Origin of the sequence: Flagellimonas myxillae (assembly GCF_023502235.1) — a bacterium.
Classification (GTDB): domain Bacteria; phylum Bacteroidota; class Bacteroidia; order Flavobacteriales; family Flavobacteriaceae; genus Flagellimonas; species Flagellimonas myxillae.
The window spans coordinates 157,751-172,030 of record NZ_JAMFLY010000005.1; the positions used below are offsets into that span (position 1 = coordinate 157,751).

Sequence of the window (14,280 nt, forward strand, 5' to 3'; positions counted from 1 at the left end):
GCATGAAAAAAATCAAAAACCTATCTCATAACAAGTTTGCTTTTTCTCTCGCAGGCTCGAGGCTCATAGAACGAATTTCATTTTATGGTGTTCGCTCCCTACTTGTTCTATACATGCTCAGTGAGGGAATCCAAATGGAAGCAGATAAGGCAATCGTTCTCTACAGTTGGTTTGCTGGATCCATCATGCTAACTCAGATTATAGGCGCCTTATTCGGCGATCTTTTGGTTGGAAACAGAAAAGCAATAATCTTTGGAGGTTTGATTCAGGCAGGCGGGGTGTTCTGTTTAATTGTACCCTCTGTGTACTTCCTCTACATTGGATTATTCCTTATTGCAATTGGTGGAGGGTTATTTACTCCAAACCTTATTGCCAATTTTGGGAAGTATTACCTCGCTAGAAAAAAACTGCTGGATTCTGGCTATGCATTTTTGCATTTCGCGATGAACATTGGAGGGCTAATTGGTCCTTTGCTTATAGGGGCCATTGGGTACAACTATGGTTGGAGCTTTGGATTTGGAGTTTCCGGAATTCTATTGTTGGTTGCCATCGCCCCTCCACTTTTAATCCCTGAGCCACAATTGGGCTCCAATACATTTCCAAATAAGGTTGAAATAAGAGTGGTTAAAATTTTTATGGCGATTCTAATTGCAGGCCTTTTTTGGGCAGTTTATGAAATTGCTTCGACAGGGATTTTCGAATTACAAGAACGTGTAATGGATCAAGTCAATTTCCAATTACCAGATAATCCATGGTCTACCTTAAGCATCTTTTTAATTATTCCGTTTGGCATTGTTGCCGTGGTATTTTGGTCTTTCTACTACTCCAAACAATTCACTAAACTTACCATTGGGTTACTCTTTGGCGCGCTTTCTTTCGGGTTGTTATTTCTGATTAACATTAATCCCGCTTGGCCACAGTCTTTAATATTCTTGATTTCCATAGTTCTTATATCAGTTGCTGAAATTTTTATAGCGCCTGTGGTCTATTCTGTTGTAACCGAGTTTACCTCACCTAAATATCTTGCAATTATTATAAGTCTAACATTTATTCCTCCCAAAGCATTCACGGCAATTGTAGGCATTTTGGATTTTAGCACTGCTGAAGGTTCGTCGGTGTTTTTGGGAATAGGAGTTGTTGTAACCACCTTGGTTACTATCGGAATGGCAATCTTTCTATTTATCTATAGAAAGTTTATCGTTACGGAGACTATTCAGGGTTCTTAACACTAATTATCAACCGAATCCTTTTTCTTTTTACCCAACAAACCGCCCAAAATGGATTTGGCCGTATTTTTCACTGGGTCTTCCTTAGTTGCCGTGGAATCTGTAGCTTCCTCTGTTTTGCCCCCCAATAAATTGCCAAGAGCTTCCTTTACCCCATCGGATTCGGTTGCCGTGGAGTCCTGCCCCTCTTTTTTAAAGACATCGGCTATGAGGTCTTTGGCCTTGTCCTTGCCTTGGTTGACCAGTTTTTGTTTCTGGATTTCCACCAACTGGTTTGTCAATTTGGAAACACCTGAGGTCAAATCCGTTTTCACACTTGGGTTTGTATAACTTCCTCCAATGTTTGCAGTTACTGGAATTGTCAAGTTCTCCAAATCGGAATCGTCCAATTTTGCGATTAGGTTGTTCACCTCATCACCCAGATATTTCGCGGGCACATCCAGGGTGGCATTATATTGCATTTGCTGATCAAAGGTGTGACTTCCGTCTACGTTCGCCGCAATGTCCTTATAGGTAAGGCTAAAAGGCTTCACTGTAACCGCCCCATTTTCAAAACTCAAGGCGGTCTTTAAATCGCTTAAGTCCAAATCCTCAGTGTTTAAAAAATTGAGCTGTCCATTTAGAGCTGAAAACAAAGGGGCTTTTTGGGCGTCAACTTTGGTTGCCAACAGTTGGGCCAATAAATCCCCAGAAATTGTGGTCAAATTAGGGGTGAAATCCTCGTTCAGCTTCCCACCTATTTCAATATCCGAATTAAAAGAGCCTTGCAGGGCATTTGCCAAAGGCGCCAACACCTTGAACAATTCCATGGAAGCAAAGGACTCCCCAATATTCAGATTGCTCATCCCCAATTTCATGTCGAAAGTTGCCTGCTCCTCTTTGGTCGATACCGACCCGTTAACGCCCAGGATACCTCCAAACAAATTGGATTGCAATCCCTGAACCGTGGCCGTTTCATCTTTAATGATCAATTTTCCCTTGACATTTTTTAAACTCAGGTTATCATACAGGACAGTATTTGCAACGGCATCGATGGTACAATCCAAAAAGGATGGAATTTTAATGCGCTCCTCAACGGTCTCCGAACCATCTTCAGAGGTACTCTCCGTGTCCTCTACCATAAAATCGTTCAAAGCGAAAGTATTGGAACTCAAGCTAAAGTTTCCTTCCACATTTTCGTTGTTGAACATAAAACCCAATAGGTTGGCAAGGGTTCCTGAAGCGCTAAAATCCGTGGTCCCTGTTTTTCCTTCAAAGGAGTTGAGCACCACCTTATCGGGTGTGAAATTGATAGCTGCAGAATTGATTGCGACCGGGTGTTTCAATTCTTCCGATTCGTATTCAAAACCTTCAAGTGCCAAATCTCCTTGGGTCTTGGTGTTGCCATATTGCTTGTTCTCCAAGGAAGCCATATCAAAAGCCGTGGTCACATCTGCTGTCAACATTCCTTTCAGCCCATAATCTTCGGGCATCGGATAGGCCTGTGAAATATGGGCCAGGTTTACCTTTCCATCCATATGGGCGTTTACCTTGGTATTGCCCATCAAATCCCGAATCTTGGCGTTTAGGTTAAACTTGTCCTGATCAATGATAAAGGACAGTTTATGGATATCCACATAGGTATCCTCGGTAATACCTGTTTTGTTGCTGATTTCCGTATCAATGTGTACGTTCCGGACAGATTTAGGTAAATCCGGATATTTAAAAGAGGCGTTCTCTGAATTGATCTTGATATCGAAAGCTGGGATGTGATCATTGTCCACTATCCCCCTGAATTGGCCCTCGACCTCAAAATTACCTGTGGTTTGTACATCTTCAATATTGGCGGCGTAAGCCTCAGGGATCACGTCCAAAAAGTTTTTAAAGTCGGATGAAGGTGTCTTAAAACTAACATCCACTTCTTGATTTGCTTCGTTCACCTTTACAAATCCATCAAAGACCAAGGGCAACTGGTTCACCATGGCCTTGTTGTCCAAAAAAGTGTATTTGTTTTCATTCAGGTCGATACCGATCAAGGCATCCAAGTAAATTTTATTGTTGTTCAGGTATTTTGTGCTATCCATTTCAAACGAAACCAATGCGTCGGTTAAGGTTTTCAACTCGGAATTCTCCAGGGATAAATCCCCGGTGCCTGAATGATTCATTTCTGAAATGGCCAAGCGCATGCCACTGGCCAGGTCGTGATACACAATTTCGGTGTCCGTGATGGAGTACCCGTCAAGTGCCAAAGTGAAATTACTCGATGCCTCTCCAGCGTCGGAGGGTGCACCCTCTTCCTCTAGGGCAATGTCGTAATTGGCATTTTCATCGGCATCTATCGTTATATGGAGTTTGGCCTGATCAATATCCAGACTTTTAATTCCAATGGGTTCCTCGGCCGATTTAAAAAGTTCTGAAATACCCATTTTCAATGCGATTTGATCTGCGGCAAACAGGGTATCCCCTTCAAAGGGGGCCTTGTTTACCAAAGAAATTCCTTGGAGTTCCACATGGGCATTGGGAAAACTTTTGATGAGACTTAGGCTTGCATCATCAAAATTCAAAGTGGCATTGACATTCTGGTTCACTTTATTTTTAATTATTTCGGCAATCTTACCTTCCAGAAGCAGCGGAAGGGCCATAATCAATGCGATAAGAACAAGTAGGGTTATTCCAGCAATTTTAAGGAGCTTTCGTTTCATAATTTGGGATTTTGTAACAAAGTAAAAAAGAAGTGCTTAATCCAAGCTAATCTCTTCCCCTATTTTTAAGTTAAATCTTTTCCGTAGTAGATATACGAAAAGATAGAGCAAAGGGGTGTCCAACAGCGCAATAAAAATTTTAAAGAGAAAACCACTGATGACCAAACCATAGAAAAGTTCCCATGGAATCTCTCCAAAAATGCAGAGGAGCAATACCACGGTAAAGGTGTCTATAAACTGGGAGGAAAAGGTGGAAAAGTTGTTCCGCAACCAAAGATATTTGCCTTTGGTGATCCTTTTCCAGAAATGATAGAGCTGAATGTCGATAAACTGCGCCAGAAGATAGGCCATCATGGAAGCGAAAACCGCAACTGCGGTATTTCCAAAAACCGAACTGAACATATCGTTACCCACGGGAGACCAATCTGTAGCAGGTGCCACATTGGCCGTCGTCACTATAAGCAGTGAGAAAAAGGAAGCAAAGATTCCTGCGATGACCACTTGGTTTGCTCTTTTCTTTCCAAATATTTCAGATATCAAATCCGTTATCAAAAAGGTGATTGGATAGGGTAGAATTCCCACCGAAACTTCAAAAAGTGGAGCGCCAAACACCTCAATGTCCCCGAAGGGATTCCAATAAAAAAACTTCTGAAAAATAAGGTTGGACACCACCAAGGAGGTGATGAAAAGGGCACCTAGGTAAAGGTATATGGAAAAGGCAACTTTTCTGTCCTTTTGCGTCATCCCTTATTTAATATTTAGACTAAACGGCATTCTTGCCTGGATTCCTTTTTGGCTTCCGATGTTTTTAAACTCCTTTAAAATACGATACGCTTCGTCCCCGATTTCTTCCTGGATAATAGCTTCACCCAATTTGGATTTGGCTCCGGCCATATCGTCCATAAATCGTTCAAAATCCGATTTGTATTTGGGATATTTTCGAATACCGTAGTCCTCCACCTCTGCCATCTCGGCTGCGGCTGTAATGGCATCATCCAAACTTCCAAGTTCATCCACCAAACCATTTTCAACGGCATCCGCCCCACTCCATACCCTACCCTGGGCCAAGGAATCCACTTGGGACAAACTCATATTTCTACCTGCTGCCACACGCTCCAAAAAAGTCTCGTATGTATGTTCTATCCCTTCTTGCACTACATCGCGGAACGAATCGGTCATGGGTTCAAACAGGGAATAATCCACCGAGTTCTTATTGGTTCCCACTTGCTCCGCATTGATGCCCATGTCACCAGCGAGCCTATGCACATTTGGAATGGTTCCAAAAACCCCAATGGAGCCGGTTATCGTAGTGGGCTCGGCAAAAATTTTGTTCCCGGCCACACCTATATAATATCCACCGGACGCGGCCACATTTCCAAAGGAGACCACTACGGGTTTTTCCTTTTTGGCCAATTCCACTTCCCGCCAAATAATATCTGAAACCAAGGCGCTTCCTCCCGGGGAATCTACCCGAAGTACGATGGCCTTGACACTCTCGCTACGGGCTGCCTTTTGTAGGGCGCGGGTCACGATTCCTTGACCAATGAATTCTTTGCCTCCCTCGCCATAATAGATTTCACCTTGGGCATAGATTACAGCGATTTTATTCGCCCCGGTTTTAAGCCTCTTACCCCCTGAAATGGTCAGGTAATCATCGAAATCAACATAGTTTAGGGCTTCGTCGGCTTCCAAGCCCAGTTCATCTTTAAGGAAAAGCTCATACTCATCAAAATGTACCGTGCCATCAATCAAATTGGATACCACCGCAAACTCAGGGGTCCTACCCCCCAAGGTATCGGCGATGATGTTCAGGTCTTCGGTGCTCACTTTCCTCGAGCTACCAATATCGGTCAACATTTGGTCCCAAAGCGAACTAATCAGTTCTTGGATCTGCTCTCGATTTTCCTTACTCATGGTATCCGACAAATAGGGTTCAACAGCACTTTTGTACTTTCCATGGCGAATTACCTCCATCTTAATCCCTGTTTTCTCCTGCAAGTCCTTAAAATAAAGTACTTCAGTGGCCAATCCCTTAAAGTCCAAGGCACCCACCGGGTTCAGGTATATTTCATCGGCCACACTGGCCAAATAGTAGTCTTTCTGGGTAAAGAAATCGGAATGCGCATAGATAAACTTGCCTGCCTCTTTAAAATCAATAAGTGCCTTTCGAATTTCCTGTGCCTGGGCCAATCCTGCTTGCAAGAAACTGGTCTTCAAACTGATCCCCTTTATTCTGTCATCATCGGCTGCAACCCGGATTCCGTGGACAATATCATCCAATCCTACCTCTTGGCTCCAAAGACCGGCAAAGGGGTCGGTTTCATTCCTTCCCACATAATCCCGGATAGGTTCTGTGAAACTCAATTCCAAAACTGCGTTTTGTCCAACTGCGACTCCCTCATCCGAATTTCCCACCAAAAAAAGAAAAAAGAAAAACATGGCCATCAAAATTCCAAACGCCATCAAACAGCCCAATATAGCGGCCAGCAGATTTCTTAAAAACTTCATGCAACAAAATTTATTCCTGGCCAAAGATAACCATTGTTGATTGTTTTGTTATTTTGTTTCCCTGATTATGGGTGGAACACAACTTGCATATCTCTCACTGGGCAGCAACATGGGCAACCGTGCGCAGACCCTCCAAAAAGCAGTACTCAAGATCGCTGAAAATGTGGGCGACGTCAAGGCGGTCTCCTCCGTCTATGAGAATGCTGCTGTCGGATTTGAAGGGGAGGATTTTTTAAATGCTTGTTTAACCGTTGAAACCTCATTGTCTCCTTCAAATTTACTTGCTAGCCTGTTACGAATTGAACAGGATTTTGGGCGGGAACGTTCCGAATCGGCTGGTTACGCTTCGCGTACCTTGGACATCGACATTGTTCTTTTTGGGGATGAAATCGTTCAGGATGAAAACCTGGTGATACCCCATCCCAGCATGCATGAGCGTAATTTTGTTTTAAAACCTCTGGCGGATATCGCGCCGCAGCTGTACCACCCCATATTGAACAAGGATGTGCGCAATCTGCTGCAGCAATGCAAGGACCGAAATGCGTTGACCAAAACTGCATATCGATTGTTCAAAAGTAGGTCTGATGTATTTTCCCAATTGCAATTTGTAGCTATCGAAGGAAACATTGGGGCGGGCAAGACCACACTCTGCAAAATGATCGCTGAAGAGTTTAACGCCAAATTGGTACTGGAGCGGTTTGCGGACAACCCTTTCCTTCCCAAATTTTATGAGGATCAATCCCGCTACGCATTTCCTTTAGAAATGTCTTTTTTGGCCGATAGATACCAACAATTCACGGACGACACCTCCCAATTTGACCTTTTTAAGAGCTTTATGGTAAGTGATTATGATATTTTCAAATCCCTGATCTTTGCAAAAATCACCTTGCAGGAGGAGGAGTTTAACCTTTACCGGAAGGTTTTTAATTTCATGTACCGGGAGGTCAAAAAACCGGATATTTACGTCTACCTCTACCAAAACACCAACCGCTTATTGTCCAATATCAAGAAAAGAGGGAGGGAATACGAACAAAAAATTCCTTCGGATTACTTGGAGAAAATCAATCAAGGATATCTGGATTTCATAAAGGGCCACCCCAACCAAAGCAGCCTAATTTTGGATATGAGCGATCTGGATTTTGTGAACAATCCGGATGATTATGAATCGGTTTTAAAGGCCTTGGAGAGCCGTATTCTGGAGCTATTTTTTTAAGAGAATTTTTAGAAAATGTTTGGATATAACGAATGGTTTTATTTTATTAGACCCCTCTAAACGAGAAACTAACTAACTCAAACTATATGTTTAGCCCTGATTTTCAGGGCTTTTTTGTTTTCTGAACTTGTTGTTTGTTCCAAATATCCCACACCACTACTCCTGCACTTACCGATATATTTAGTGAATGTTTGGTCCCAAACTGTGGAATTTCCAAAACGGTGTCGCAGGCTGATACCACCTGCTGGGAAACCCCTTTTACCTCGTGCCCGAACACAAGGGCCAAAGTCTCACCAGAATTCGGCTCAAAAGCGTTGAGCATTACGGCATCCTCTGCCTGTTCCACAGCAACCGTGTGAACTCCTTTGCTCTTGAGTTCCCCAATCAAATCCAAGGTTTCCTTTTTGTATTCCCAATCCACACTCTCCGTGGCCCCTAGGGCGGTCTTTCGGATGTCTTTATGTGGTGGGGTGGCGGTAATGCCGCACAGGTAGATTTTCTGGACCAAAAATGCATCGGCCGTCCGAAATACGGAGCCAATGTTGTTGAGGCTTCTGATGTTATCCAGAATTAGGATGATGGGCGATTTTTCCGCCTGCTTGAATGTTTCAACGTCCAATCGGCCCAATTCGCTGTTTTCCAGTTTTCGCTTCATATTTTTCAACTATCACGGCAAAAATATCAACAATTATATTGGAAAATGCCGGAAAAGGCTACATTCGTTTCAACCTCTTCATTAAAACCTGTAAAATACTTTGGCAGCTTCATCCAAATCCAAGAAGGTAACCCCTTTGATGCAACAATACAACACCATCAAGACCAAACATCCTGATGCCCTGTTGTTGTTCCGCGTGGGGGATTTTTATGAAACCTTTGGGGAGGATGCCATTAAGGCGTCTAAGATTTTGGGTATTATCCTTACCCACAGGAACAATGGAGGGGACAAGACTGAATTGGCAGGTTTTCCACACCATTCGCTCAACACTTATCTCCCAAAATTGGTAAAAGCAGGGCAGCGAGTTGCCATATGCGACCAATTGGAAGACCCAAAAATGACCAAGAGCATCGTAAAAAGGGGGGTTACGGAATTGGTGACTCCAGGGGTAGCGCTCAATGACGATATTCTTTCTGCCAAAAGCAATAATTTTTTGTGTGCGGTACATTTTGGACGGGGCAAATTGGGGGTTTCCTTTGTGGATATTTCCACCGGGGAGTTTCTTACTTCCGAGGGATCGGCGGAGCAAGTGGACAAGTTGTTGCAAAATTTTTCCCCTAATGAGGTTTTGGTTTCCAAAAACCACAAAAAGGACTTTCTGGATGCCTTTGGCAACCAGTTCCACCTGTTTTTTATGGAAGATTGGATTTTCCAGGACGACTATGCCCATGAAAGTCTTAATGCCCATTTCAAGACCAAAACGCTCCAAGGGTTTGGTATAGATCATTTAGCGCATGGCATTGTGGCTTCAGGTGCCGTATTGCACTATTTGTCCGAAACCCAACACAAACGCTTACAACACCTTAATAGGATCCAGCGAATTGCGGAGGAGGAATACGTTTGGATGGACCGCTTTACCATCCGAAACCTGGAACTGTACCATTCCACCAATCTGAATGCGATAACCCTCTTGGATATCATCGATAAAACCTTGTCCCCAATGGGCGGACGCTTGCTGAAACGTTGGTTGGCCCTTCCTTTAAAAAATCTGGAAAAAGTCCGCAAACGACATCAAGTGGTGTCCCATTTGAAGACTGAGGAAACGGTATTGCAGAAAATGCAACATTGGATCAAACAAATGGGCGACCTGGAGCGATTGATCTCCAAATTGGCCACTGGGAAAATCAACCCCAAGGAAGTGGTGCAGTTAAAAAACTCCTTGGAGGCCCTGGTTCCCATCAAGCAGTTGGCTCAAGAAAGCCCCAATGCATCCCTTCAACAGCTTGGACAACAGATGGATGCCTGTGAAGGTCTTCGAAATAAAATAAAGGAGGTATTGCACGAGGAGGCGCCTATTAATCTTGCCAAAGGGAACACCATTGCTGTGGGCTATTCCGATGAACTGGATGAGCTTCGGAACCTGGCTTTTTCCAGTAAGGACTACTTGGATAAAATGTTGGAGCGGGAAACGGAAAACACGGGAATTACCTCCCTTAAGATTGCTTCCAACAACGTTTTTGGTTACTATATCGAGGTCCGAAATACCCATAAAGACAAAGTTCCCGAAGGATGGATCCGTAAACAGACCTTGGTCAATGCGGAGCGCTATATCACGGAAGAGCTCAAGGAATACGAAGCCAAAATCCTTGGAGCTGAAGAACGTATTTACCAGTTGGAACAGCAGTTGTTCGAGCAATTGTTGGTATGGATGCAGGAGTACATAAGCCCGGTGCAGCAAAATGCCCATTTGGTGGCCCAGCTGGATTGTCTTTGTGGGTTTGCCCAATTGGCCAGTGAAAATGACTATGTGGAGCCGAACATGGACGATTCCACCTCTTTGGATATCAAAGATGGCAGGCATCCGGTCATTGAAAAGCAGCTACCCTTGGGCGAGAGCTATGTAGCCAATAATGTTCTTTTAAATCGGGAAGAGCAACAAATCATCATGATCACAGGGCCCAATATGAGTGGTAAATCTGCCATATTGCGGCAAACGGCACTTATTGTGCTCTTGGCCCAAATGGGAAGTTTTGTACCCGCTTCCGAAGCTAATATTGGGATTGTGGACAAAATTTTTACTCGGGTCGGCGCCAGTGACAATATTTCCATGGGGGAATCCACTTTTATGGTGGAAATGAACGAGACAGCCTCCATCCTCAACAATTTATCGGAACGAAGTTTGGTGCTTTTGGATGAAATTGGTCGGGGAACCAGTACCTACGATGGAATTTCCATAGCTTGGGCCATTTCGGAATATTTACACGAGCACCCATCCAAGGCCAAGACGCTGTTTGCCACACATTACCACGAACTCAACGAAATGACCAACACCTTTGTCCGAATCAAAAACTACAATGTTTCGGTGAAGGAATTGAAAGACAATGTGCTATTCCTACGGAAGCTGGTTCCTGGCGGAAGCGAACATAGCTTTGGGATCCATGTGGCCAAAATGGCGGGAATGCCACAGCAGGTCATTCTTAAGGCCAACAAGATTCTAAAGAAACTGGAAAAATCCCATTCCAGTGAAGAAATGGCAGATACCCTACAAGCCAGTCAAAATGAGATGCAGCTGAGTTTTTTCAATTTGGACGACCCATTGCTTGAAGAGATCAAGGATGAAATCCTGCATTTGGACATTGATACCTTGACTCCTGTGGAGGCCCTGATGAAACTCAATGAAATAAAGAGGCTACTGAGCAAGAAGAAAAAGGCAAGTTCGTAATTCAAATATTTACAATGAACCGGCAACATGCAATTCATAGATTTTTATAACACAGTTTTACATACTACATTTTCTTATAGCGACCTACCCTTTCCAGTAGAAAGAAAAAGAGTAGAAAAAGGGACAATCTTAACCCCTTATGGAAAGGTTGAAGATTCTTTGTACTTCATGAACAAGGGTATTGTTGAAATGACCATCAAAAGTTATATGACCGAGAAAATAATTGACTTTTTTTTTGAGGCAGAGCTATTTTGTGCGTTCACTTCATTTTTAGACCAACATCCTACCGACGTTCAAATTACCACATTGATGGACTGTGAAATCGAGGTGTTAAAAAGGGATCGTCTTCTACCGGCCTACGCATATTCCTTGGAAGCAAATAAATTTGGAAGAATTGCTACAGAACACGGCTATATTAGAAAATCCAATAGGGAAAAAGATCTTTTGACCAAAACCGCGGAAGAAAGATATCAGGAAATGTTCCAGACCCATTCCGCCTATATTACGTTAATTCCAGTAAACAAAGTAGCCAAATATTTGGGCATTCATCCTGAAAGTTTAAGCAGAATAAGAAAGAAAATAAATTCCTAACATAGGTCAAGGCCGATTTTTAGTTTAAGCTCTAAACCGCATATACATTTGCGTCCGAATGTTTAAACTAAAAATCATGAACGAAATATTTTCACAGTTACCCAATCCTCTAGAAATTTTATTGGATCCTATTTCCTTACTGGTTTATGCCATTTTTGGAAGCCTATACCTTTGGGAATTTTTATTTCCGGCAAGGCAACTTCCCAAAGTGAAATTCTGGAAACTAAGGGGCCTACTATTCTTTCTTGCCTATATGCTATTAACTACCTATATCCCTTTATTATGGGATAATTTTTTTGTGTCTTACCAATTAATGGACTTGAGTACCCTTCATCCTATTGTTCAAGTTGTACTAGGGATCTTGGTTTTTCAAATCGTTCAATATGGTTGGCATATAAGTATGCATAAATCAGATTTCCTATTCCGGGTTTCGCATCAATTACACCATAGTTCGGAACGATTGGATGTTCCCAGTGCTTTTATGCTCAGCGTTAATGACATGATAGGACTTTCCTTGGTCGGTTCTGTAAGCTTTGCCCTAATCATGGGGCTCTCTCCGCAAGCAATAACCATAATTGTTTTATCCCTGACCTTCTTTGGCGTTTTTCAACATTCCAACATTAATACACCGAGATGGATCGGTTACATCATCCAGCGTCCTGAAAGTCACAATCTTCATCACGCTAAAGGAATCCATAAATATAATTATACCGATTTGGCCATTATAGATATGATGTTCGGAACATTCAAAAACCCCAGGACCTTTAAGCATGAGACTGGATATTATTTGGGTGCTTCCAATCGGATTTTGGAAATGCTAAGCTTTAAGGATGTCAGCTCAAAACGGGATGCATGAAAAAACCAAAAATACGTTGGTTTGGCTGGGGCAATAGCAGTAAGAAGACGCCACAATTTACAATTGTTACCTCACTCAACATTTCAAAATTCTCCCCACCTAAACCCAAAAAAACTTCTGAGATATGAAACATCAAATTAAACATAAACTTTGCTTAATCTTTGGCCTAGTTGTAAACCTAATTCAATTGAATGCACAATTGGATCATGAAAGAGTATACATCCAGGATTCCTTGCTGATCAACGACATTTGGAGAACTTTTGAGTACCACATTCCCCAATTTCCAGGTAACTCTTGCCGGTTGGTGTTCGTTCTACATGATGCGGAAATGAATTCTAGGGCCATTCAAGAACTTACGGGATTCGAATTCAATCGACTAGCTGATAAAACGGCAGGAACTATAGTGGTTTACCCCCAAGGGCACAATAATGATTGGAACATTGCAGATAAAACTCATTTAGACGGAATTGATGATTTACAATTTATAAAATCAATTGTTCGAAGAATGGAGAGAAGATACGATATTGATCGCTCTAACGTCTTTGCTGTTGGCTACTTCAAGGGTGGCAATCTGTGCTACACCCTTGCCGAGGAAATTCCAGAATTCTTTAAAGGATTTGCAATTATTGGAGCTAACATGCCCTCGATTTCTCACAGGACTAATACTCACGTCGTCAAACCTACCTCCATCATGGTCATAAATGATATGAGGGATAGCTATAATTTGTTCAACGGCCATAAACATATTCCATTGGAAAAAAGGGAGTATAACATTGAAAAATCCACAAATGAATCGTTTGAACATTGGCTCCAACATCTTGATCAGGGTAAAAGGTTGTCCGCACCTATTGAGTACATAATAAAAAAGTCCAATTCACTAGCTTATCGATTCGATTATTTTAATCGGGAGAACAGCAAGTTGGTTTCCCTTATAAAGATTGAAAACGGTGGGTATTCCTTTCCCAATCCCAATGCTATGAAATGGCCACAAGCTGGACAGAATAGCAATAAGCAAATCAATATTCCAGAATTGGTTATGGACTATTTCTATCGGCTTCAGTATGAAGTCAATATGAATATGGGCAAATAAGTGAAGTGTTCCAACCATTGTGAATCAATCTCAAATACAATGAGCAACGAATTTAAAAACAACGCAATTCTAGGTCCCATTAATTCTTGGATGTTCCGAATGCTGTCGGGCTACATGAATTGCCTTTTTGGTAAAACAAAGCGAGAACTTTTCAATAATCATCCAGAAACCATTGTGGAAATAGGTTCGGGCGCCGGTGCCAATATGCGTTATCTAAGAAAGGGAACAAAGGTAATTGCAATAGAACCGAATGTACACATGCATGAAAACCTGACATTAAGCGCCCAGAAATATGGTATCCATCTAGAGATAAAGACCCTAATGGGTGAATCGATAGATTTGCCAGACAGTTCTGTGGATTTTGTGGCCTGTACCCTTGTTTTATGTTCTGTTTCAAAACCCTCACAGTGTTTATCGCAAATAAAGCGCATATTAAAACCCAATGGTGTATTTGTATTCATTGAGCATGTAAAGGCCAAGGAAAATACAATATTGGGATTGATACAGAAATTGGCGCACAAACCATGGCACTGGTTTTTTGAGGGCTGCCATACCAATAGGGACACTAAATTATTATTGGAAAAAGCAGGATTTAGTTCCTTAAAATTAGAGCAATACCATTCCTACTCCCCGTTTATTCCAATTATACCTCAAATTAAAGGAAAAGCAATTAAATAAATATGGGTAGATTATAGACCAAAGGTTTCTATATCCATTCCTACTGAAACCAACATTTGC

At 42.3% G+C, this 14,280-nt stretch carries 11 protein-coding genes; 7 read left to right on the plus strand and 4 right to left on the minus strand.

All coding sequences use genetic code 11. The annotated features are described in order from the left end of the window. Window positions 1-2: 2 nt before the first annotated feature. Window positions 3-1,226 carry an MFS transporter gene (locus tag M3P07_RS17025; RefSeq protein ID WP_249971134.1) on the plus strand — a complete coding sequence of 408 codons (1,224 nt, stop codon included), beginning with the start codon at window positions 3-5 and terminating at the stop codon, window positions 1,224-1,226. Window positions 1,227-1,228: 2 nt separating this feature from the next. Here the strand turns inward: M3P07_RS17025 and M3P07_RS17030 are convergent, their stop codons facing one another. From M3P07_RS17030 to sppA, 3 genes are read right to left on the minus strand one after another with little or no spacing between them, the layout of a single operon-like run. Next, window positions 1,229-3,907 (minus strand): AsmA-like C-terminal region-containing protein, encoded by a 2,679-nt coding sequence (locus M3P07_RS17030; RefSeq protein ID WP_249971135.1) that lies wholly within the window; start codon window positions 3,905-3,907, stop codon window positions 1,229-1,231. A gap of 36 nt (window positions 3,908-3,943) precedes the next feature. After that, complete coding sequence (locus M3P07_RS17035; RefSeq protein ID WP_249971136.1) at window positions 3,944-4,651, minus strand: queuosine precursor transporter; 708 nt, start codon at window positions 4,649-4,651, stop codon at window positions 3,944-3,946. A 3-nt stretch (window positions 4,652-4,654) separates the two neighbouring features. Then, window positions 4,655-6,415 (minus strand): signal peptide peptidase SppA, encoded by a 1,761-nt coding sequence (gene sppA / locus M3P07_RS17040; protein ID WP_249971137.1) that lies wholly within the window; start codon window positions 6,413-6,415, stop codon window positions 4,655-4,657. A 67-nt stretch (window positions 6,416-6,482) separates the two neighbouring features. Between sppA and folK the strand changes: the two genes are divergently transcribed. Further along, a complete protein-coding gene (folK, locus tag M3P07_RS17045) occupies window positions 6,483-7,628 on the plus strand; it encodes a 2-amino-4-hydroxy-6-hydroxymethyldihydropteridine diphosphokinase (RefSeq protein WP_249971138.1) in 1,146 nt (381 codons plus the stop codon). Window positions 7,629-7,731: 103 nt separating this feature from the next. Here the strand turns inward: folK and M3P07_RS17050 are convergent, their stop codons facing one another. Beyond that, complete coding sequence (locus tag M3P07_RS17050; RefSeq protein ID WP_249971139.1) at window positions 7,732-8,283, minus strand: RNA methyltransferase; 552 nt, start codon at window positions 8,281-8,283, stop codon at window positions 7,732-7,734. Window positions 8,284-8,422: 139 nt separating this feature from the next. On the opposite strand from M3P07_RS17050, the gene mutS reads away from it, so the two are divergent. The 5 genes from mutS to M3P07_RS17075 all read left to right on the plus strand — a co-directional run bounded on the left by mutS (window position 8,423) and on the right by M3P07_RS17075 (window position 14,220). Further along, window positions 8,423-11,005 (plus strand): DNA mismatch repair protein MutS, encoded by a 2,583-nt coding sequence (gene mutS / locus M3P07_RS17055; protein WP_249971171.1) that lies wholly within the window; start codon window positions 8,423-8,425, stop codon window positions 11,003-11,005. A gap of 27 nt (window positions 11,006-11,032) precedes the next feature. Beyond that, window positions 11,033-11,596 carry a Crp/Fnr family transcriptional regulator gene (locus M3P07_RS17060; protein WP_249971140.1) on the plus strand — a complete coding sequence of 188 codons (564 nt, stop codon included), beginning with the start codon at window positions 11,033-11,035 and terminating at the stop codon, window positions 11,594-11,596. 76 nt (window positions 11,597-11,672) lie between these two features. After that, window positions 11,673-12,452 (plus strand): sterol desaturase family protein, encoded by a 780-nt coding sequence (locus tag M3P07_RS17065; protein ID WP_249971141.1) that lies wholly within the window; start codon window positions 11,673-11,675, stop codon window positions 12,450-12,452. A gap of 124 nt (window positions 12,453-12,576) precedes the next feature. Beyond that, a complete protein-coding gene (locus M3P07_RS17070; RefSeq protein WP_249971142.1) occupies window positions 12,577-13,542 on the plus strand; it encodes a CE1 family esterase in 966 nt (321 codons plus the stop codon). A 39-nt stretch (window positions 13,543-13,581) separates the two neighbouring features. Further along, window positions 13,582-14,220, plus strand: coding sequence for a class I SAM-dependent methyltransferase (locus tag M3P07_RS17075; protein WP_249971143.1), 639 nt, complete (start codon window positions 13,582-13,584; stop codon window positions 14,218-14,220). Window positions 14,221-14,280 lie beyond the last annotated feature (60 nt).

What these genes read in the sequence shown, in the direction of transcription:
- folK (WP_249971138.1), top strand. Translation starts at nt 6,483, where the DNA reads ATGGGTGGAACACAACTTGCATATCTCTCACTGGGCAGCAACATGGGC.
- mutS (WP_249971171.1), top strand. Translation starts at nt 8,423, where the DNA reads ATGCAACAATACAACACCATCAAGACCAAACATCCTGATGCCCTGTTG.
- M3P07_RS17065 (WP_249971141.1), top strand. Translation starts at nt 11,673, where the DNA reads ATGAACGAAATATTTTCACAGTTACCCAATCCTCTAGAAATTTTATTG.
- M3P07_RS17035 (WP_249971136.1), bottom strand. Translation starts at nt 4,651, where the DNA reads ATGACGCAAAAGGACAGAAAAGTTGCCTTTTCCATATACCTTTACCTA.
- M3P07_RS17070 (WP_249971142.1), top strand. Translation starts at nt 12,577, where the DNA reads ATGAAACATCAAATTAAACATAAACTTTGCTTAATCTTTGGCCTAGTT.
- M3P07_RS17060 (WP_249971140.1), top strand. Translation starts at nt 11,033, where the DNA reads ATGCAATTCATAGATTTTTATAACACAGTTTTACATACTACATTTTCT.
- sppA (WP_249971137.1), bottom strand. Translation starts at nt 6,415, where the DNA reads ATGAAGTTTTTAAGAAATCTGCTGGCCGCTATATTGGGCTGTTTGATG.
- M3P07_RS17025 (WP_249971134.1), top strand. Translation starts at nt 3, where the DNA reads ATGAAAAAAATCAAAAACCTATCTCATAACAAGTTTGCTTTTTCTCTC.
- M3P07_RS17075 (WP_249971143.1), top strand. Translation starts at nt 13,582, where the DNA reads ATGAGCAACGAATTTAAAAACAACGCAATTCTAGGTCCCATTAATTCT.
- M3P07_RS17030 (WP_249971135.1), bottom strand. Translation starts at nt 3,907, where the DNA reads ATGAAACGAAAGCTCCTTAAAATTGCTGGAATAACCCTACTTGTTCTT.
- M3P07_RS17050 (WP_249971139.1), bottom strand. Translation starts at nt 8,283, where the DNA reads ATGAAGCGAAAACTGGAAAACAGCGAATTGGGCCGATTGGACGTTGAA.